The sequence below is a fragment of the Streptomyces sp. NPDC030862 genome (assembly GCF_055571835.1).
This window is the reverse complement of record NZ_JBVIEN010000001.1, coordinates 276,190-296,398: the sequence shown is the minus strand read 5'-3', so window position 1 is coordinate 296,398 and position 20,209 is coordinate 276,190. Positions and strand designations below refer to the sequence as shown.

Annotated in this window: 18 protein-coding genes; 9 read left to right on the top strand and 9 right to left on the bottom strand. The window is 70.9% G+C overall.

The features are described 5' to 3' along the window. Positions 1-4: 4 nt before the first annotated feature. Together ACZ42X_RS01345 and ACZ42X_RS01340 are read right to left on the bottom strand one after the other, a co-directional pair. Positions 5-703, bottom strand: coding sequence for an alpha/beta fold hydrolase (locus tag ACZ42X_RS01345; protein ID WP_468282917.1), 699 nt, complete (start codon positions 701-703; stop codon positions 5-7). A 56-nt stretch (positions 704-759) separates the two neighbouring features. Next, the gene (locus ACZ42X_RS01340) at positions 760-1,956 is read right to left on the bottom strand and encodes an MFS transporter (RefSeq protein WP_468282914.1); all 1,197 of its coding nucleotides are present in this window, start codon (positions 1,954-1,956) and stop codon (positions 760-762) included. Between the two features lie 233 nt (positions 1,957-2,189). Between ACZ42X_RS01340 and ACZ42X_RS01335 the strand changes: the two genes are divergently transcribed. The 3 genes from ACZ42X_RS01335 (at position 2,190) to ACZ42X_RS01325 (ending at position 4,854) form a co-directional block, all read left to right on the top strand. Beyond that, the gene (locus tag ACZ42X_RS01335) at positions 2,190-3,212 is read left to right on the top strand and encodes a LacI family DNA-binding transcriptional regulator (RefSeq protein WP_468282911.1); all 1,023 of its coding nucleotides are present in this window, start codon (positions 2,190-2,192) and stop codon (positions 3,210-3,212) included. An 81-nt stretch (positions 3,213-3,293) separates the two neighbouring features. Beyond that, a complete protein-coding gene (locus ACZ42X_RS01330) occupies positions 3,294-3,563 on the top strand; it encodes a hypothetical protein (protein WP_361426543.1) in 270 nt (89 codons plus the stop codon). 106 nt (positions 3,564-3,669) lie between these two features. Next, positions 3,670-4,854 (top strand): thiolase family protein, encoded by a 1,185-nt coding sequence (locus ACZ42X_RS01325; RefSeq protein ID WP_468282908.1) that lies wholly within the window; start codon positions 3,670-3,672, stop codon positions 4,852-4,854. A 69-nt stretch (positions 4,855-4,923) separates the two neighbouring features. Here the strand turns inward: ACZ42X_RS01325 and trxA are convergent, their stop codons facing one another. From trxA to ACZ42X_RS01310, 3 genes are all read right to left on the bottom strand, one after another. Then, complete coding sequence (trxA, locus tag ACZ42X_RS01320; protein WP_468282905.1) at positions 4,924-5,298, bottom strand: thioredoxin; 375 nt, start codon at positions 5,296-5,298, stop codon at positions 4,924-4,926. A gap of 101 nt (positions 5,299-5,399) precedes the next feature. Next, complete coding sequence (locus ACZ42X_RS01315; protein WP_468282902.1) at positions 5,400-5,855, bottom strand: hypothetical protein; 456 nt, start codon at positions 5,853-5,855, stop codon at positions 5,400-5,402. A 70-nt stretch (positions 5,856-5,925) separates the two neighbouring features. Then, positions 5,926-7,548 carry an alkaline phosphatase D family protein gene (locus ACZ42X_RS01310; RefSeq protein ID WP_468282899.1) on the bottom strand — a complete coding sequence of 541 codons (1,623 nt, stop codon included), beginning with the start codon at positions 7,546-7,548 and terminating at the stop codon, positions 5,926-5,928. A gap of 148 nt (positions 7,549-7,696) precedes the next feature. On the opposite strand from ACZ42X_RS01310, the gene ACZ42X_RS01305 reads away from it, so the two are divergent. Beyond that, the gene (locus ACZ42X_RS01305) at positions 7,697-8,662 is read left to right on the top strand and encodes a pirin family protein (RefSeq protein WP_468282896.1); all 966 of its coding nucleotides are present in this window, start codon (positions 7,697-7,699) and stop codon (positions 8,660-8,662) included. 111 nt (positions 8,663-8,773) lie between these two features. On the opposite strand, the gene ACZ42X_RS01300 is transcribed toward ACZ42X_RS01305, so the two are convergent. Further along, complete coding sequence (locus ACZ42X_RS01300) at positions 8,774-8,956, bottom strand: hypothetical protein (RefSeq protein WP_468282893.1); 183 nt, start codon at positions 8,954-8,956, stop codon at positions 8,774-8,776. Between the two features lie 439 nt (positions 8,957-9,395). Between ACZ42X_RS01300 and ACZ42X_RS01295 the strand changes: the two genes are divergently transcribed. The 4 genes from ACZ42X_RS01295 (at position 9,396) to ACZ42X_RS01280 (ending at position 13,452) form a co-directional block, all read left to right on the top strand. After that, positions 9,396-10,376 (top strand): FecCD family ABC transporter permease, encoded by a 981-nt coding sequence (locus ACZ42X_RS01295; RefSeq protein WP_468282890.1) that lies wholly within the window; start codon positions 9,396-9,398, stop codon positions 10,374-10,376. Between the two features lie 2 nt (positions 10,377-10,378). Next, the gene (locus tag ACZ42X_RS01290) at positions 10,379-11,467 is read left to right on the top strand and encodes a FecCD family ABC transporter permease (RefSeq protein ID WP_468282887.1); all 1,089 of its coding nucleotides are present in this window, start codon (positions 10,379-10,381) and stop codon (positions 11,465-11,467) included. 2 nt (positions 11,468-11,469) lie between these two features. After that, entirely contained in the window at positions 11,470-12,321 is an 852-nt protein-coding gene (locus tag ACZ42X_RS01285; protein WP_468282884.1) for an ABC transporter ATP-binding protein, read from the top strand. A 108-nt stretch (positions 12,322-12,429) separates the two neighbouring features. After that, positions 12,430-13,452, top strand: coding sequence for an ABC transporter substrate-binding protein (locus tag ACZ42X_RS01280; RefSeq protein ID WP_468282881.1), 1,023 nt, complete (start codon positions 12,430-12,432; stop codon positions 13,450-13,452). 326 nt (positions 13,453-13,778) lie between these two features. Here the strand turns inward: ACZ42X_RS01280 and ACZ42X_RS01275 are convergent, their stop codons facing one another. After that, positions 13,779-13,931 carry a hypothetical protein gene (locus ACZ42X_RS01275; RefSeq protein ID WP_468282879.1) on the bottom strand — a complete coding sequence of 51 codons (153 nt, stop codon included), beginning with the start codon at positions 13,929-13,931 and terminating at the stop codon, positions 13,779-13,781. 461 nt (positions 13,932-14,392) lie between these two features. On the opposite strand from ACZ42X_RS01275, the gene ACZ42X_RS01270 reads away from it, so the two are divergent. After that, positions 14,393-16,156: a hypothetical protein gene (locus tag ACZ42X_RS01270; protein ID WP_468282876.1), complete on the top strand. Its 1,764-nt coding sequence runs from the start codon at positions 14,393-14,395 to the stop codon at positions 16,154-16,156. Between the two features lie 54 nt (positions 16,157-16,210). On the opposite strand, the gene ACZ42X_RS01265 is transcribed toward ACZ42X_RS01270, so the two are convergent. Together ACZ42X_RS01265 and ACZ42X_RS01260 are read right to left on the bottom strand one after the other, a co-directional pair. Then, a complete protein-coding gene (locus tag ACZ42X_RS01265; protein ID WP_468282873.1) occupies positions 16,211-16,867 on the bottom strand; it encodes an SMI1/KNR4 family protein in 657 nt (218 codons plus the stop codon). 726 nt (positions 16,868-17,593) lie between these two features. Then, complete coding sequence (locus ACZ42X_RS01260; protein ID WP_468282870.1) at positions 17,594-20,140, bottom strand: AMP-binding protein; 2,547 nt, start codon at positions 20,138-20,140, stop codon at positions 17,594-17,596. Positions 20,141-20,209: the final 69 nt, after the last annotated feature.

Here is a 20,209-nt window from a genome sequence, read left to right as displayed (position 1 = left end):
GTGCTCAGACCCAGCCGTCCAGCGCCGCCATGAAGGCGTCGAAGTCGTCCCGGTGGATGGTGTGGCCCGCGCCCGCGACCGTACGCACCTCGAAGCCGCGCTCCACCAGCAGCGCGGCGCGCTCCGCCGACACGAGCATGCTCGGGTCGGCGAGCGTCACCAGCGACGGCACGACCGGCCGTGCCGGGAGCAGGTCGGTGCCGGCGACCGCCTCCAGCCCGTAGGCCGTGGCCTCGTCCCACACCTTCAGGGTCTCCAGCTCGATGTCGACGTCCACCGCCTCCCAACGCGGGTTCATCGCGGCGACCTGTTCCGCCGTCGCGGCCTTGGCCTGGGCGAAGAGCTCGCCCCGGTAGCCGTCGTCACCGGCCGGCAGGTGCCAGGCGGGGTCCGAGTAGACCGCGCGCCGCGGCGCGAGCCGCTCGACGGCGAGCGACAGGGTCAGCCCGCCCAGCGAGTGGCCTATCGCCAGCTCGGCCCCGGTCGGCAGGGTCTCGACGACGTCGTCGGCGAACTCCCGCGCGGTGTACGACCCCGCGCGGGCGCTGGCGCCGTGCCCCCGCAGGTCGACGGCGACGACCCGGTATCCCTTGTCGGCCAGGGCGGGCCCCACCCGACGCCAGGTCCGGTGGTCCGCCATGATGCCGTGGATCAGCAGGGCGACCCGGTCGCCCTCGCCCCACGTGGTGGTGTGCAGCCGCACGATGAAGCCTTTCGTTCGCGGTGAGTCGGGGGTGGAGGAACACAACAGGAGAGGGATCAGGACACGGTACGGATGGGCCGCACGGCAAGCGCTCCCAGCACCGACAACCCGGCGGCGACGAGGAAGAGCAGCGTGTATCCGCCGCCTATGGAGACGAGCACCGAGGCGAGGAACGGCGCGACGATCTGCGGCCCGGCGTTGGCGACGTTGAGCACACCCATGTCACGGGCGGCGTCCTCCGCCTTCGGGAGCACCATCGTGACGAGCGCCGTGTCGACCGCCATGTAGCAGCCGAAGCCGAGGCCGTTGACCACGGAGAAGACCAGCATCGCGGTCCAGCTCGTCGACACGGCCGGGATCAGCAGGGCGATCGACGCCAGCAGCGCGGAGGCGCCCACGAACAGCTTGCGCCGGTCGAACCGGTCCGACAGCCAGCCGCCCACGACGGTCGAGACGGCCATCGCCACGGCGTTGACCGGCATCAGGACCGCCACCGCCTCCTCCGCCGCCATCCCGGCCGGCAGGACGGTGTGGTCCTTGAGGATGTAGAGCTGGAAACCGGCGACCGAGAAGTAGCCGAGGATCAGCAGCGCCCGCCCGATGAACGCCCACCGGAAGTCGTGCGCCCGCAACGCACCGCCGAACGCGGCGATCTGCGCCCGCACCGGCACCGGCGCACGCGCGGGCAGCCGCTCCTCCCGCGCCAGCCCGCTGAAGAGCACGGCCGCCGCCGCGACGATCACGCCGAACACCAGGTAGCCGGTGCGGTGGTCGTCGGCGAACGCCGCGCCGAGCAGGGCGCCGGCGGTCGTCCCGACCGGCAGTCCCAGCCCGACGGCGGCCGACGCCCGGCCCCGCGCGGTCAGCGGCACCCGGTCGGGGACGACGGAGGTGAGGGCGGCCTGGTAGACGTTCATCACCGCCTGGCCGAGACACCAGGCGATCGCCACCAGCAGGACCGTGTCGACGCTGCCGAGCAGCAGCATCACGGGCACCGCCAGCAGCCCGCCGGCCAGGATCCACGGGTTGCGGCGGCCGGAGCGGTCCGACAGCGCCCCGGCGACCGGGTTGAAAACGGTCGCGAAGACCGCCGAGACGCCGGACACCAGGCCGAAGCTGGCCACCTTCCCGGCGGGGTCGATGGCCTCGATGTGCAGGGCGAGCAGCACGCCCGGCACCCCGATGTACAGCGCGTACATCGCGGCGTTCCCGACGAGCAGCAGCGGCAGCAGTCCGCGTGTCGCCCGGCGCACGCCGTCCGCGGACGGAGACGGAGACGGAGACGGCGACGAGGGGGGCGGCGAGGAAGACGGGGGCGGGGACGGGGGCGGGGAAAGGGCCACAATGCCCTCCAGAGGATGGGGATTTATCCTGATGACATCGACGTGGTGACACGTGTCAGTGATGTGTGGCCCACTGTTTAGCACCCTCTTCCGGCCAACCGCCAGACCCGCGCGCCGACCGGTCTGGAAAGATGACGCGAGCGATGAGCCAGACACCCCGACAGCCCGCCGAACGCCCGGTCCCGACCAGCGCCGATGTCGCGCGGCTGGCCGGTGTCTCCCGGGCCACCGTCTCGTACGTGCTCAACAACACCTCGGCGGTCCGCATCAGCGAACCGACCCGCCTGCGCGTGCGCCAGGCGGCCGAGGAACTCGGCTACGTCCCGCACGCCGCCGCCCGCAGCCTGCGCGCCGGCCATACCCGGATCGTGCTGCTGCCCACCGCGCACGTCCCCGTCGGCCCGCTCTACAGCCGCTTCCTCAGTGAGCTCCAGGCCGCCCTGCGCCGCCTGGACTACACCGTCGTGCAGTACGGCAGCACCGGCCTGGACGGTGACGAGGCGGCCCGCGCCTGGGCGGAGCTGCGCCCGGTCGCCGTGGTGTCGTTCGGTGAGGTAGCCCTGACCCCGTACGGCGTCGACGTCCTCAAGCGCTCGGGCGCCCGGGCCGTCATCACGCTGGGTCCCGAATCCGTCGAGGGCGCCCACACCCTGGCCATGGACCAACGGGAGGTGGGCGCGTGCGCGGGTGCCCACCTGCTGGAGCGCGGCTACCGGCGCATCGGCGTGGTGGTGCCCGAGGAGCCGGGTCTGGAGATGTTCTCCGGGCCGCGCCTCGACGGTGTGCGTGCCGCGGTGGCGGGCGCCGGCGCCGAGGTCCGCACACTCCCGCTCGCCTACACCGAGGAGTCCGCCGCCGCCCTCGCCGCCCGCTGGCCCGAGCTGGGGCTCGACGCCGTCTTCGCGTACAACGACGAGTACGCCATGCTCCTGATGCGCGCCCTCCAGGACGCGGGCGTCGCGATCCCCGGCGACGCGGCGCTCGTCGGCGCCGACGACCTCCTCCTCGGCAAGCTGCTGCGGCCCCGGCTGTCGACGGTCAGGATCGCCATGGAGACCGGCCAGCGCCTGGCCGGGCTCGTCGACCGGATCGTCCGCGACCCGGACGCCGCCCCCGAGCGGCACGACCTGATGGCGGCCCGGCTGATCCCTCGCGAGTCCACCTGAACCGCGCCCGGTCGGGAACATCGTCCGCCCCCGCCGACGGCTGACGTGCGGGCGGCGCCGAACGTCTCTAGCGTCGCCTGCATGAGCACCGTTCCGCAGCGCTTCGAGATCCTTCTGGTCCCCGAGCACGCCGAGGGCCGTGACGCGGCGCACCTCGAAGAGGTCGCCCTCCGCTCGGCCGTGGTGCGCGCCACCGGTGAGGTGGGCGTGTCCGGCTACCCGCACTACGTCGGCGAGGGGATGGAGGCGGACATCGACCCGGAAACCCGCACGGTCGAGGGCCTGCTCGTGGACGGCGCGGAGCTGGACTACGGGCTCTCGGCGCGCGTGTCCGCCCGTACGGACTTTTGAGCGGTCGGCGTTGACACGGCGGCGGTCCGGAACGGAGACTCGGCTGAGGCCAGCGTTGAAGAGAACTTCACCTGGCGAACGCCCGAGGTGACGTGGGAGAAACCCGATGAGCATCCGCGACGTCTACATCGTCGACGCCGTCCGCACGCCGATCGGCAAGTTCGGGGGTGCCCTCTCCTCCGTACGACCGGACGACCTCGCCGCCCACGTCGTCAAGGCGCTCGTGGACCGTACGCCCGCCCTCGACCCGGCCCGGATCGACGACGTGTACGTCGGTGACGCCAACGGCGCGGGCGAGGACAACCGTGACGTCGCCCGCATGGCCGTGCTCCTGGCCGGACTGCCCGTCTCCGTGCCCGGCGTGACCGTCAACCGCCTGTGCGGCTCCGGCCTCGAAGCCGTCATCCAGGCCGCCCGCGCCATCGCGCTCGGCGACGCCTCCGTGGTCCTCGCGGGCGGCGTCGAGTCGATGTCCCGCGCGCCCTGGGTGCTGCAGAAGCCGGAGCGCGCCTTCCCCGCGGGGCACCAGCAGCTCCACTCGACCACCCTCGGCTGGCGCATGACCAACCCGAGGATGCCCGCCGAGTGGACCGTCTCCCTCGGCGAGGGAGCCGAGCTGATCGCCGACAAGCACGCCCTCACCCGCGAACAGCAGGACGCCTTCGCCCTCGCCAGCCACCAGAAGGCCGCCGAGGCCTGGGCGAAGGGCCTGTACGACGGGGAGGTCGTCCCGTACGACGGCGTCGACCTGACCCGCGACGAGTGCATCCGCGACACCACGTCCATGGAGGCACTGGCCAAGCTGAAGCCGTCGTTCCGTCCCGACGGCACGGTCACGGCGGGCAACGCCTCGCCGCTCAACGACGGCGCCGCCGCCCTGCTGCTGGTCGACGAGGAGGGCCTGCGCGCCTGCGGGCGCGAACCGCTGGCCCGTATCCGTACCTCCGCCGTCACCGGCATCGAACCGCAGCTCTTCGGGCTCGGCCCGGTGGAGGCGGTGCAGCGGGCGCTCACCAAGGCCGGCCGGACCTTCGCCGACCTCACCACGTTCGAGCTGAACGAGGCGTTCGCCGCGCAGTCGCTCGGCTGCCTCGCCGAGTGGCCGGACCTCGATCCGGCCGTCGTCAACCCGCGCGGGGGCGCCATCGCCATCGGCCACCCCCTGGGCGCCTCCGGCGCCCGCCTGGCCGGGGCCGTCGCGCACCAGCTCGCCGCCGCGGGCTCCGGCACCGGTCTGGCGGCCCTGTGCATCGGAGTGGGCCAGGGCCTCGCCCTCGTACTGGAACGCTAGGAACGCGGGGCGGCGCGGCAGGCCCGGGGGAGGGGCGGGTCAGCCTTGCGGGTCGGGGACGTCAGGGGGTCAGCCCTGCCCCTTCGCCTTGGCCTCCTCGATCGACGCGCGCACCTTGTCCATGTCCAGGTTGCGGGCCTGCCCGATCACGTCCTCCAGGGCGGCCTCGGGCAGCGCCCCGGGCTGGGCGAAGACCGCGACGTTGTCCCGGACGATCATCAGCGTCGGGATCGACCGGATCTCGAACGCCGCCGCCAGCTCCGTCTGCGCCTCCGTGTCCACCTTGGCGAACACCAGGTCCGGGTGGCGCTCGGACGCCTTCTCGAACACCGGGGCGAACTGCCGGCACGGCCCGCACCACTCCGCCCAGAAGTCGATCAGAACGAAATCGTTGTCACTGACGACCTGGTCGAAGTTGTCCTTGGTGAGCTCCACCGTGCTCATGTGCCTACCTCTTCCCGGTATCCGTCGGTATGGCTGTCCCCGCACAACGGTGCCCGGGGCCTGCGCTATTCCCCCTGCCCGTGCGGTGGCGTCGTACACGCTCAGCACTTGACGGAGGCCTGCGAGGCGGCGATCGCCTGGTCCAGCGCCTCCAGCTGCGGCCTGATCCGCTCGGCGGCCTGGGCGCCGGTGGTGTCGCGCGGCAGGGCGTCGATGGCCCGGGCGAGGCCGTCGTACGCCTCCGTCACCGCGTCGGCCTTCGCCTTCCCGACCCGTTGCGCGCTGTGCGTGACGGTGTCGAGGGCGTACGCCACGTCGTCCCTCAGGTCCCTGACGTCGTCGAGCCGCGTCGTCGTCAGACCGAGGTCGGCAAGCTTCCCGGCGTCCATGCGGAGCCCGCCGAGGTCCTCGCACAGCGTGTCGGTGGCGGCGCGTTCCTCCTCCGCGGGGGTCATGCGCACGCCCGCGCATCCGGAGAGGGCGAGGGCGCCGGCCGCGCACAGCAGGAGCGCGGCGGAACGCGCCGCGGCGCGGTACGAGTGGAGGTGGACGCCCATGCCCCCATTGCACGGCCGGGCGGGGCGCCCCGCCCCGCGGATGCGTCCGAACGGGCGAACGCCGCCGGCCTCAGGCCGGCAGCAGGCCGGGGCTGTCCCGCAGGGTGACGAAGGAGCCGGCCGTGGCGAGCGTCCCGGTGGGCGTGGTGACCGCCGAGACGGTCTTGAAGCTGATCCGGGCGTCGTAGGGCCCGAGCGTGATCAGCGTGTAGCCGCGGCGGCCGTTGTAGAACTTCATGTGCGGGTTGGCCTGGGTGAGGGCGGCCCAGTTGGACGGCCTGTCGACGCCATCCCGTCCACTGGTGAGGGACGTCGTGCCGATCTCCGTACCGACCGTGCGCGAGGTGGGGGTGTTGAAGTCGGCCTTGAGGTCGAAGGCGTACGCGTCGTGCGCGTCGCCGGACAGCACCATCAGGTTCTTCACCCCGGCGGCCTGGGCCCCGTCGAGGATGCGCTTGCGGGAGGCGGGGTAGCCGTCCCAGGTGTCCATGGACAGCTTGTAGCCAGGTCCGGGGACGTTGCGCCGCTGGGCGAAGGTGACCTGCTGCGGTACGACGTTCCAGATGGCGCCGGAGTCCTTCCAGCCGTCGAGGAGCCAGCGTTCCTGCTCCGCGCCGGTCATGGTGCGGGCGGGGTCCTCGGACTCGGGGCCGGGGGTCTGCCAGCCGTCGCCGTAGGCCTGGTTGGAGCGGTACTGGCGGGTGTCGAGGATGTCGAACTGGGCGAGGTCGCCGAAGTGCAGGCGCCGGTAGAGCCGCATGTCGGCCCCGGTCGGCTGCTGCGGGGCCCGGAGGGGCTGGTGTTCCCAGTACGCGCGGTAGGCGGCGGCCCGGCGCAGCAGGAACTCGGCGGGCGGTACGTCGTTCTCGGGGATGGCGCCCGCGTAGTTGTTCTCGGTCTCGTGGTCATCCCAGGTGACGACGAAGGGGTGTGCGGCGTGCGCGGCCGTCAGGTCCGGGTCGGTCTTGTAGAGGGCGTACCGCAGGCGGTAGTCCTCCAGGGTGACCGTCTCCCGGTTGAAGTGCGCGGGCAGCTGCCGGTCGGTGTAGCGGCGGTGGCCGCCGGCCGCGTCGACGGGGTACTCGTAGATGTAGTCCCCCAGGTGGACCACGAAGTCCACCTCCTCGCGCGCGAGGTGCCGGTACGCCGTGTAGTAGCCGTCGAAGTACGCCTGGCACGCGACGGCCGCGAACGACAGCTGGGAGCCGAAGTCGAAGTCCCCCGGCGCCGTACGCGTACGGCCCACCGGGCTGATCCAGGTGCCGGCCCGGAAGCGGTAGTAGTAGTGCCGGTCCGACATCAGGCCCGGCACCTCCACGTGCACACTGTGGGCGAACTCCGGATGCGCGGTGGCGGTCCCGCGTTCGACGACGAAGGCGAAGCCCTCGTCGTAGGCCACCTCCCACTCCACCTCCACCCGCTCGGCGGGCAGGCCGCCGTCCGCTTCGTACGGAGCCGGCGCCAGGCGCGTCCACAGCAGGACGGAGCCCGGCAGCGGATCACCGGAGGCGACACCCAGGGTGAAGGGATCCTTGGTGATCTTCCTGGCGTCCAGCTCGGCGGCGCCCGCGGCACCGGCGGCGGGCAGATGGGTGGTGAAGGCCAACGCGGCGGCTGCCCCCGCGACGGTGAGGAACCGGCGGCGGCCGATGCGCTGGGCGGCGGCCCGGAGCTCGGGCAGGTGATTTCTCATATGGTGCGTCATATGCCCGGTCCATCATCGTTATTGCCCTGCCCATCCGGGTGGTGTGCGGTCCGTGCCGTTGACCGCCCTCCACCTGACGTATGGTCACCGCTCATAACGCTGCTCGGCGACCGACGGGTTCGCTAGGTTGAGCGGTATGAGCAATCTTGATCGTCAGGCCGCTCCCTCGCTCTGCGGCGGCCGGGGATTCGTCGTCGCGGAGCCGGTACGGGAACTCCTGAGCCCCCGCACGGTCCCACTCGGCGAATCCACCGAAGTGCGACGACTGCTTCCCAACCTCGGCCGCCGCATGGTCGGCGCCTGGGCCTTCGTGGACCACTACGGCCCGGACGACATCGCCGACGAACCCGGCATGCAGGTGCCCCCGCACCCCCACATGGGTCTCCAGACCGTCAGCTGGCTCCACGAGGGCGAGGTGCTGCACCGCGACAGCACCGGCAGCCTGCAGACGATCCGCCCGCGCGAGCTGGGCCTGATGACCTCGGGGCGCGCCATCTCGCACTCCGAGGAGAGCCCCCGGCCCCACGCCCGCTTCCTGCACGGTGCCCAGCTGTGGGTGGCCCTGCCCGAGGCGCACCGGCACGTGGAACCCCACTTCCAGCACCACGCCGACCTGCCCCTCGTCACCGCCCCCGGCCTCACCGCCACGGTGATGCTCGGCGAACTCGACGGCACCCGCTCGCCCGGCACCACGTACACCCCCCTGATCGGCGCGGACCTGGCCCTGACGCGCGGCGCCGAAACGAATCTGCCGCTTGAGCCGGACTTCGAGTACGCGGTCCTCGCCATGTCGGGCGAGACCCACGTCGACGGCGTACCGGTCCTCCCCGGCTCCATGCTCTACCTCGGCTGCGGCCGCACCTCCCTCCCCCTGCGCGCCGAATCGGACGCGGCCGTGATGCTGCTGGGCGGTGAGCCGTTCGAGGAGGAGCTCGTCATGTGGTGGAACTTCGTCGCCCGCACGGACGAGGAGATCCGCCAGGCCCGCGAGGACTGGATGACGGGCGACCGCTTCGGCGAGGTCAAGGGCTACGACGGCGACCGGCTGGACGCCCCGGAGGTCCCCGCCACCCCTCTGAAGGCGCGAGGTCGGGTGCGTTGACCTGGGGTTTTCTTCTCATGGTCGAGGCCCGAAGGAGGTCCGCATCATGAGCGGATGGAGAGCCGTCGTATCGCGTGCCGACAGCGCGATGGCGCTGAGGCGGTTGATCCCTCACTCGACCGCGTGGCGCTCGCGGTAGTCGATCGGGTCGAAGCGCGGCGGCCGGCCGCCGTGGGAACCGAGCTTCCGGCGGTTGCGGGCCTGGTTGGCCCTGTCCGGGAAGGTGCAGCGGATCCCGCGGCGGCGCAGGTAGGCGCGGTTTCTGCGGGAGGCGTACGCCTTGTCGGCCTGCACGCGGTTAAGGCGGACGCGTGGCCTCCCAGATCGCCGCGATCGTGGTCGGCGGCGCAGCTGCCAGCTCCCGTGTCCGCGCCCTCACCGAGCAGCGGTGCGCCGCCGACGGCGGGAGCGCGCCAGGTGCACCGTCCCCATACCGCCCGCACCCGGTTCCCGCTCCAGGGTGTACGCACCGATGCGTCCCGGCAGGTCCCCGCCCGCCATCCCCGGCCCCACGCGTGGCACGCTCCCCGTCGAGATCCCGGATACGCGTCCCGTATGAGCGCAGCTCGTCGCGTTCATGACCCATGGTCACGGAGAGGCAACGGCACCCGGCCATGTCTTGAAGATGACTACTTAGGTATGGCTAACTTTGTTCGTGCATCCCGATTCGCCGAGCCGGAACGCGGCGCGCCCTTCACAGATCGCGACGGCCCGGCGTCGGAAGGCCACCCACGTGGTCGCCGTCCCGGTCTGCCTCGGGGTCCTCGCGCTGCTGAGTGCGGCATCCTTCGCGCTCGGCACCACCTCGATCGCTCCCGATCGTGTGCTCGGGCTGCTGTTCAGCCCCGACGGCAGCGAAGAAGCCGGGATCATCCACCAAATGCGCCTGCCCAGAACCGCTTTCGGGCTGGTCGCGGGAGCCGCCCTCGGTGTGTCCGGCGCCCTCATGCAGGGCCTCACCCGTAATCCCCTCGCCGATCCCGGGCTCCTCGGGGTGAGCGCCGGGGCCTCCCTCGGCGTCGTCGTGGGAACCGGTCTGCTCGGCATCACCGCCGCCCACGGCTACGTGTGGTTCGCCTTCCTCGGTGCCCTGTCGACCATCGCCGTCGTGTACGCGCTCGGCTCATCGGGCAAGGGCGGCGCCACCCCGGCCAAACTCGCCCTCGCCGGCGCCGCGGTCTCCGCCCTCCTGCTGTCGCTCGTGAACGCCGTCCTGCTGTTCGACGCGGCGGCGCTGGGCGACTTCCGGTTCTGGGCCGTCGGTTCGCTCACCGGCCAGCCCACCGAAGTACTCGCCGACATCGCCCCGTTCATCGCCGCGGGCGCCGTCCTGGCCGGCCTCACCGCTCCCGCCCTCAACAAGCTGGCGCTGGGCGACGGCATCGCCACCTCCCTCGGCCAGAACATCGGCATGGTGCGACTGCGTGGTGCGGCGGCCGTCACCCTGCTCGCCGGCGGCGCCGTCGCTCTGTGCGGGCCCATCGCATTCGTGGGGCTGGTCATCCCGCACCTCGCCCGCCGCATCACCGGACCCGACCACCGCTGGATCGCGGTCTACTCCGCGTTGACGGGCCCCTGCCTGCTGCTCGCCGCGGACCTCGCCGGCCGGCTCGTCGCCCGGCCCGACGAACTCCACGTCGGCATCGTCGTCACCGCCGTCGGCGCCCCGTTCTTCATCCTGTCCGTGCGCCGTCGCCGACTGCGGGAGCTGTAGCCATGCCCACCGTCCTCACCGCGACGCCGGAGCGCAAGCGTCACCGGCCGGCCGGCGGCGTGGTCGTCCGCGTGCCGCGGACCCGGGCCTCCTGGATCATCCGGCCCCGGTCGCTCCTCGTCACGCTGCTGCTCGCCGTGGCGGTCGCCTTCGCCTTCGTCGTGGAAGTCGCCTCCGGAGAGCTCGACCTCCCGCTCGCCGACGTGGTCGCCGCCCTGACCGGAGGAGGCGAGGGGCCCACGCACATGGTCGTCCACAGTCTCCGCCTGCCCAGGGCACTGGTCGGCCTGATGTGTGGGGCTGCCTTCGGCCTGGCCGGGGCCGTCTTCCAGACCCTGACCCGTAACCCGCTCGCCAGCCCGGACGTCATCGGCATCTCCGCAGGCGCCGGAACGGCGGCCACCGCCGGCCTGCTGATCGGCGTGGGCTCGGGGATCGGACTGCAGACGTTCGCACTCGCCGGCGGACTCGGCGCCACGGCCGTCATCTACGCACTGGCCTGGAAGGGCGGCACCACCGGCTACCGCATCGTGCTCGTGGGCATCGGCGTCGCCGCCCTCTGCACCAGCGCCACGAGCTATCTGCTGCTGAAGGCGGGCGTCTACCAGGCGCAGCAGGCCCTGATGTGGCTCACCGGAAGCCTCAACGCCCGCGACTGGACCCATGTGGGGCCGCTCGCCCTCGCCCTCGCGGTCCTCCTCCCGTGCGTGCTGCTGCTGGGGCCCTGGCTCAAGGGCCTCCAGCTCGGCGACGAAACCGCCAAGGCCCTGGGACTGCCCGTCCAGACCGCTCGTATCGCACTGCTCCTCGCCGGTGCGGCACTGGTGTCGTTCGGCTGCGCCGCCGCCGGACCGATCGCCTTCGTCGCACTGATCGCCCCGCAGATCGCGCTGCGCCTGGTGAAGTCGCCCGGCCCCGCCCTCGTCCCGTCCGCTCTGGTGGGATCCCTGGTCACCCTCCTCGGTGACGTCGTCGGCCGGCAGCTGATCGAGGGCACCGAACTTCCCGTGGGTGTCGTGTGCGGCGCCCTCGGAGCGCCGTGCCTGCTCTGGCTGCTCGGCAGGTCCAACCGCACCGGCTCAGGAGGCTGACGATGGACACAAGACCCCAGGAGCCCACCGCCCGGGGCCTGGCGGCCGAGGGCCTGACCCTCGCCTACGACGGCCGACGCGTCGTCGACGGCCTCGACGTGACGATCCCGGCCTCCAGGATCACGGCCGTCATCGGAGCCAACGCCTGCGGCAAGTCCACGCTCCTCAAGGGACTCGCCCGCCTCCTGACACCCGAGCGGGGTTCCGTGTACCTCGACGGCGACCTCATCCACTCCCTGCGCGGCAAGGAGCTGGCACGCCGGCTCGGCATGCTGCCGCAGTCCCCGGTCGCCCCCGAAGGCATCACCGTTCTCGACCTCGTCAAGCGAGGGCGCAGCCCGTACCAGTCGTGGTGGCGTCAGTGGTCGCCGGAGGACGAGGACGCGGTCCACGCGGCCCTCGGAGCGACGGGCCTGACGGAGCAGGCCGACCAGGGCGTCGACGAACTCTCCGGCGGCCAGCGGCAGCGCGCCTGGATCGCCATGGCCCTCGCCCAGGCGACCCCCGTGCTTCTTCTCGACGAGCCCACCAACCACCTGGACCTCGCGCACCAGATCGAGATCCTCGACCTCGTGGTCGACCTCAACCGCGACCAGGGCCGCACCATCGTCCTGGTCCTGCACGACCTCAACCACGCCTGCCGGTACGCCGACCACGTCATCGCCCTCAAACAGGGGCGAATCGTCGCCGAAGGAGCGCCCGCCGACGTCATCACCGAGGAACTGGTGAACGACGTGTTCGGGCTCGCCTGCACGGTCGTCGAGGATCCGGCCGGCGGCGGCCCGCACGTCATCCCCTTCGGCAGGCACCACACGCTCGGCCGTGACGCGGAACCGGCGGCGGCATCCGGCTGACGAGACCGTCGGCAGCCCGCTTCCCGTACCCCGTTCTCCCCGTACCCCGTCCCCGTACCCCGTTCTCCGCGGACCACCGCGGCTGCACCTCACCTGGAAGGCCCACCCATGTCTCTCGTCGACCGCCGCCGTTTTCTCTCCCTCGCCGGTATCGCGGCCGCAGCGCCCCTGCTGGCCGCGTGCGGCGGTGCCGACAAGCCCGGGAGCGACGCCAAGGCCCCCGGGAACAAGCCCGCCCCGAGCGGTCCGTGGACCTTCACCGACGACCGGGGCAAGAAGATCGATCTGCCCAAGCGGCCGGAGAGAATCGTCGCCCAGTCCCATCCGGCCGCGGCACTGTGGGACTTCGGCATCCAGCCCGTCGGCCTCTTCGGTCCCCAGAAGACCCCGGACGGCAAGCCGAGTCCGCAGATCGGCAACGTCGACCTGTCCAGGACCACCTCGGTCGGCACCGCCTTCGGCGAGTTCCAAATGGAGAAGTTCATCTCCCTGCAGCCGGAGCTCGTCGTCACCGTCGCGTACGGCCCCATGGTCTGGTACATCCCCGAAGACATCATGAAGAAGGTCGAGGAAGTCGCCCCCGTCGCGGTCATCCAGCTCATGGGCGTCTCCGTGCCCGACGCCGTCAAGCGCTTCGGCGAACTGGCCGTCGCCCTCGGCGCGGACCCCGACAGCGCCGAGATCAAGAAGGCCAAGGCGGACTTCGAAGCGGCGGCGGACAAGGTCAAGAAGGCCGCCGAGGCGAAGAAGGGCCTGACCGTGGCCGTCGTCTCGGGAACCAAGGAGAACTTCTTCGTCGCCGACCCCGCCTTCCACGGCGACGTGAAGTACTTCCAGCAGCTCGGCCTGGACATCGTCAAGCCCGCCAAGCCCGAGGCCGGCTTCGAGTCCCTCAGCTGGGAGCAGGCCGGCCGCTACAAGGCCGACCTCGTGCTGGAGGACGCCCGGCCCGAAGGCGGCCTCACCCACCAGCAGATGAACACCTACCCCACCTGGAAGGGAGCTGCCGCCGTCAAGGCCGGCCAGGTCACCGACTGGCAGACCGAGACGCCCTTCACCTACCAGCGCTTCACCAAGGTCCTCGACGACCTCGCCGCCGCCGTCACCAGGGCACGCGTCGACGTCGTCTGACGGAAGGCGTGGCCCCACCCCGGCCTTACCGGCGCGGGGCCGGGCCACGCTCCGTACGGTCATTCGACCGGTACGGCTCCGAGCAGCGCCGCCGTCACGGGGTGGGCGGGGCGGGCGAAGATGAAACAGGAACCCACCAGGGCCCGCGCCAGGCGGGCCGATGGAACCCCGGCGCTTCAGGGCCGGGAGGAGTTCAGCCAAGCTCAGCCGTCGAAGGTGGGCACCTCCACCAGCTGGAGCCCGCCATCGCTACGCCGGCCCCAGCCGTCCGGATCCGGCCCGTGCTCGATCAGCCGGTCCAGCCTCGACCACGCGCACCCACACAGCTACTCCCGCCGGCCTGCGTCTAGCCAGGGGCAGGCCAACAGCCAGACGTGGATGCCGGTTTCCTGGTCCTCCGCGAGACGCACCATCAACACCCCGTCCACCCCGTCCACCCCGTCCGAATCCGGGACGTCGGGATAGGGGTCGGTCGTCATGACCTCCACCCCGTGGCGCCTCAGCACACGCTCATGCGGTCGACGACGAAACATGGACACCGCCCTCTGGTCGGTCAAAGACGAGTCGTGTGACTGCACAAGCGCGGCGTGTCCAGACTGGCGAACCTTCCGCTATTCCACGGCAGTTGCACGTGGTGGGCTTGCGTCGAACATTCGTACCCTTCAAGGAGAATCGTTGCGACGCACACGCATAAGGATGGCGCTGCGCTGCATGGCAGTCGGCGCCGTCCTTACCGTTCTGGCCGGGGTGGGACCCGCTTCCGCTGTCGGCTTACCGAAGGAACCTGATCCGCTGGGAGCGCCACCGAAGGTCCACGGACCGGAGACGACCAGTCTCGCGCTGGCCGGAGGGCGGCCCGTGTCGGGGAAGAATCTGGTGGCCGGGGCCGCCGTCCACGCAATCGGGCGGGGTGTGGCAGGTCAATCGGACCATGCCCACCTTGAGCAATACTGTGACGGACCCGGACGGTGACAAGGCCAACCTGACCTTCGCCGTCTACACGACGGACGCTTTCGGCAACCCCGACAAACAGATCATGATCAAGGACCAGCCGTACGGCGTCCTCGTCTCGGGCTACGTCAACTCCGGTGGCACAGCGAAGGTCACCGTCCCGGATGGGAACCTGAAGCCGGGCACCACCTACGCGTTCCGTACATCCGCCTATGACGGAAGCCTGTACGAAACGGAGTGGTCCGCGTGGGGCAAGTTCAAGACCCGTGGCCGTGCGGTCGACATCAAGGTCCCCGAGCCTGACAAGAACGCCCCCGTGCTGAACGCGGACGACTTCCAGGAACCGCAGCCCATCGGCAAGCCCAACGTGTACCCGGTGCCGCCGGAGGTGCCGCCCACCGGGTACAGCGCACCCGAGAATGTCACCCGGCCGCAGGGCTACAGCGAGAAGGACGGCTGGAGTTGCGGGCAGGTGAACAAGAAGACGAACATTCAGCCGTGTTCGCGTCTGGTCCCGGACAACAGCAAGAAGACTCGCGACGCCCTCAAAAAGAAAGGGTTCGGGGTTACGGCAGGGCTTCCGCACCTGGTCGACTGGTGCGACACACGCAACCTGGACATCAAGCGCTACGAGGCGTGCATCAGCGGATTCACCTACGAGTACGAGGGAATCGTCGTCAAGGACGGCAAGCCCACCGGTGAGATCCTGAACGCATCCTGGGCCGTCGGCCAGGAAGTGAAGCTGTCGGGAACCTCGGCGACGTTCACTCAGCAACTCGTTCTCGTCCCGATCCGGGTCGATGCCAAGTTCATATCGGTGACGCTGAACGTTCGCTTCGACTGCATGATGCCAGACCGCTGCTCGAACGGTCCGCAGTCGTGGGACGGCGCCCTGGAGTGGCTGGGGGCCGACCCGTTCTCGCACACGGCCATCGGGAAGAACGACCACACCTGGAACGCTGTGAACAAGGCCGACACCCTCGACCTGTCCACGAAGATCACCGCCTACTCGCCCGTGGCGAACCCGGCCGCTTCGCGCTGGGAGACCGCCGACGCGCAGATCCGCTGCGACAAGATCTCCTCCACCACCCCGGGCTGCGCGTTCCACAAGTACGTCCCCACCTGGGTGATGAACTTCAAGGAGACGCCGCAGGCGGTCGCGCACGCATGGCTGATCCAGTCCAAGCTGCCCAACCACCCCGGCAGCCGGTCCGCGAACAAGCCGATGTTCTTCCTGCCCTCGGCGGACAAGAACGCCCCCGGCCGCGACCCGAACAAGAACCGTGACGTCATCTGCCCGAAGAACAGCGACGGAACAAGCTGGGCGTCCAAGTACGGAAACCCGCGGACCACGACCGTCCCGGAGATCAGTGCCGGCGACAAGCCGTCGTGCGACGAGTTCGCCTACGCCTCCAGCTACAACTCCGGCGGTATGCCCGGCGGCGTCGTCGGCGGCATGAACCCGGTCGCCTCGGGCGACGCCTGCGTACAGACCTACGCCACCCGCGTCACCCAGGGCGAATGGCGCCTCTACGACGACGAGCGCCTCGCAGGCCCCACCTGGAACGAGGTCTGCGGCCGGTCCTCCATGTCCGGGTGGATCAACTCCACCTCGATGGGCGGCGCGTTCAGCTCCGGCTTCTCCGGTAAGTACCGGCTCCTCGACAAGGACCCCTACTGGGTGTCCTTCCCCGAATTCGGACACTGCGACGCCAGCAAGGCGACGGTGACCTGCACCGTCCCCAAGGCGTAGGGAACGCGAGACGGCCCGGCGAGAGCATCATCTTGCCGGGCCGTCTCGCGTTCCCTACGACAGGGGACCGCCGCCCAGAAGCACTCGTCCCGGCGGCGAGTGAGGCTCCTCATCAGGGGCCACCCACACCAGGCCGCCGCATTCGGTCAGGGCCGGCCAGGTGTCCTCGTCAGGATTTCCATCCGGACCGACGAGGCAGCGGCCCTGCTCAAGCGCATCCGCGATCCGGGAAAGCCACGCGTGAAGCGGCCACCCCGCAACCGGATCCGCTAGAAGCTCCGGCTCACGGTCCACGAACCACTGGCCAACACTTCCGTAAGACGGCTCCCCCAACCGGGCGTCGACATAGAGCCCGTGCCACATATCGCCCACCACACAGGAGAATGGAATACGTCCTGGCTCGCGCTCCTGGTCCCGGACCTGCACCGTATAGGCATCCCGCAGTGTCTCCAGCGGGTACCAGCCCTGAGCGCCCGGCAAAAACCCGGCAGGCCACCAACTCTTGCCGGCCCCCGGATCATCTATACCGTCGTGCAGCTTGTACCATGCCCGCAAAGCAGGCGGAAACACCACCCCGATCGCCTCTTGCACGGCATCGACGTCCGCATCGCTGGCCGGTGGACGCAACAGCGCCGCCGACGCCGGAGCGCGCTCGACAAGCCACCCCTCGATACGCTCCCACGCCGCCACCGCGAAGTCTTGTTCACTCATATCCGGCAGGGTAACGCGGACGCTTCTCACCGGGCGGCCTCTCAGAGGTCGTCTACTCCCGTTGTTTCATTTCGGAATCTGTGGTTGATGCGGCTTTGCGGGGTCGCGCCAGGAGATGGTGTTCTCTCCGGTGAGGCGGCGGGCCACGACGCGTGCTCGTTCCACGTATGGGTGCCTCGGACTGTCCCCTGGCCTGCGAGCGCGGCAGGTGGTGGACTGCTTTGTAGCCGTCCGCCGTGCGGCGTTACCGCTTATCCGCCCGTGACGCTCATTTGGCGCTTCGAGCACGTGACGGCCTGCTTCCAGAACCGAAAAACCGCTCCTGAACTGCGGTTCTCGCAATTCGGCCCGCCGTGACCTGTTTTTCCATGACCCATCACGTGGAGTGTGTCGCCATCCTGAACCGGCCGCGAAGGGCTCCTGACCGGCGATTTTCAGGGGCGTCGCCCGGCGACGCGCTGTGGTGCGGCGCCGTGCCGGTCAGGCGACCTGGTACCTGGCGACTTCCGGCTACGCCGGGGGCCGGCTGCCTGTTCCTGAGCTTCCGCCGGTGGCGCTGACACCACGGGGCAGGGTGCGCTGAGCTGCGTTGCCACTCTGCGGCCAGGCGTCTCCTCGGGTGCGTGGCACGGGAAGTGCCGGTCCTCACTCATCAGGCCGACGGTCGGCTGCGCGGGATGCCGTAGGAGTCGTTCGCCCGCGGGGTGGCACGGCTTGTGGTCGGTGTCACCCCGCGTGTCGAACTGCCTTGAAGCGCTGTCCGGCCCACCGCGTCAGGCGTGTGACGGCCGTCGAGTAGCCGATGCCGAAGAGCAGTGCGGTGAGGAGGGAGAGGGGCTCGGAGACGTCGTCGAGGATCGGGTAGATCTGCCAGTGGGTCAGGTAGATGGAGAGGGAGGCGGCGGCCAGGGCGCCCGCCGCCTGGTTGACACGGCGGTGGCTCGGAAGCGCCGCAAGCCAGACCAGGAGGACGAAGCCGATCGCGACGAACGCCTCACGCAGCGGCTCTCCGGGGAAGAAGCCGGGCAGGGCGGCCAGGGCGGCCAGGGTGACCAGGAGTCGCTGCGGCACCGTTCGGGACGTGGCGGCCGCCCAGCCGAGGGCGAACAGCCAGAAGACCGTGACCGCGTCGGTGATCTGCGATCGCTCGGGAAGGCCGATCAGCTCGTAGCGCATGAGCAGACCGAGTACGGCGAGGGCGGCCGGAAGCCCGTACGGGTATCGCCGCTCCACCCGGTCGACAGCGGGCACGGCCAGCAGCGCGAGCGTCACAAGGAGGATGTAGACCAAGGCTTCGACGAACCACAGGTGGATGCCCGGCCCCATGACCTCCGGGGCCAGCGCGTTGTGCAGCAGCAGGAGGTTGGTCCAGTCGTAGGCGTCGGAGATCAGGAGCGCGAACGCGGTCCAGGCCACGGTCGGCAGCGCGATGCGCCCGATGCTCCGGGCCGTACGGCGGACGCGCTCACGGCGCTCGGCGGACGTGAGGAGGAAGCGGGCGAAGTTGAAGCCGGCGACGGCAAGCAGGAGATGGGCCCCGCCCCTGATCTCGAAGAGCCGGACGTGGGAGCCGACGACGCACACGATCGCCACCGCGCGCAGGGCGACGCTGGTCTCCAGGCGGGCCCGGCGCCGGCTGGGGGAGACGCCGTCGGGGGCGGCCAGCTCCCCGATCGGGGTCACGTGCCAGTTCGCCGGCAGCCGGCCGAGGCGTTGTTCGAGCTGGAGGGAGACCTCCACGTACGACAGGGAGTCGCCGCCGAGGCCCACGAAGCTGTCGTCCGGCGTCACGCCCGGCCGGTCCAGCACGCGCGCGTAGAGGGCGCACAGGTCGTGGGGGCCGGAGCCACCTTCGTCCGGGGTCTCGACCGGTCTTTCGCCCAGGGCGCGGACGGCGGGGTAGTCGGGTTTGCCGGAAGGCAGCCGGGGGAGTTCGGGAACGACGTGGACGCGTACCGCGCGCGGGGGCAGGGCGCATTCGTCGACCACGCGTCGCCGGATGCGCCGCACGTCCCAGCCGGGTCTTCGTTCGACCGCGACGCTGAGCACACTGTCGTCCCCGGCGCACAGGGCACTCAGCCCGTGCCCTTGAAGCATCGACTCCACCCGCTGCGGATCGATGCGGAGTCCGAGGATCTTCAGGAAGCGGCTGCGCCGGCCGACGATCTCGTAGAGACCGTCGTCGGTGCGCCGGGCGAGATCGCCGGTGCGCAGGGCGTCGACGGTCCGGCCGAGGGCGAGGTCGTCGGGGGAGTCGGCGTAGCCGAGCATGACGTTGGGCCCCGTGTAGACGAGTTCGCCGACACCCTCGTCCACGGCCTCTTCGACCGGTGCGAGGGAGAACGACCCGCCGGGAACCGGTATGCCGATGGCGTCCGGGCGGGAGGCCGCGAGCTCCGGGGGCAGGTAGGCCATCCGGGCGGTCGCCTCCGTCTGCCCGTACATGACGAACAGGTCCCAGCCGCGTCGTATCCCCAGCTCGGCGTAGTGCCGGACCCGCTCGGGCGCGAGGCGGCCGCCCGCCTGGGTGACGTACCGCAGATGAGGCAGGTCCATCTCGGCGAAGCCGACCCGGTCGAGCAGGTCGAAGGTGTACGGCACCCCGGCCAGGGCGGTGCCGCGGGCCGAGCGGAACAGGTCCCAGAAGCAGGCGTCCGCCACCGACAGACCGGTGAGCACGAGGCCGGCGCCGCGCGCGAGGTGGCTGTGGACGACGGAGAGGCCGTAGCAGTAGTGCATCGGCAGGGTCGTGGCAGCCCGGTCGGTTTCACGGATCCCGAGGTACGTGGCGATGGCCTCGGCGTTCGCCTGGAGGTTCTCGTACGAGAGCCGGACCAGCTTCGGCGAGCCGGTCGAGCCCGAGGTGCTCAGGAGCAGCGCCAGGTCGGGATGGAAGACGTGGGCGGAGCCGGTCCGGCGCTCCTCGATCACCCAGTCGCCCTCGGCCGGACGTGCGACGACATCCGGGTCGTACGCGTCGATCAGGCTCTCCACCGCCTCCGGATGGTCGCCGGGGACGAGCAGCACGGGATGGCCGGCTGCGAGCGCGGCCAGATGGACGACGAGCGCGTCGACCGTGTTGGCGCCGGGCAGGAGCACCAGGCGGCGCCCCGGGCCCAGCCGGTGGATGGTGGCCGCGACCAGGTCGGCCAGTTCGCGGTAGGACAGCTCCCCCGCGGCGGTCACGAAGGCGGTGCGGTCGCCGTGCTGCGCGAGGTCCTGGGCGAAGGGGAGTACGTGGCCGCCGGTGGGCGGGGCGGGGAGGAGTGTCACGCGGCGCATCGTAGGTAAGCCTTCCCTCACCGGAAAGAGGGAGGGGTGCCTCCGGTTGCCATGTCGCAG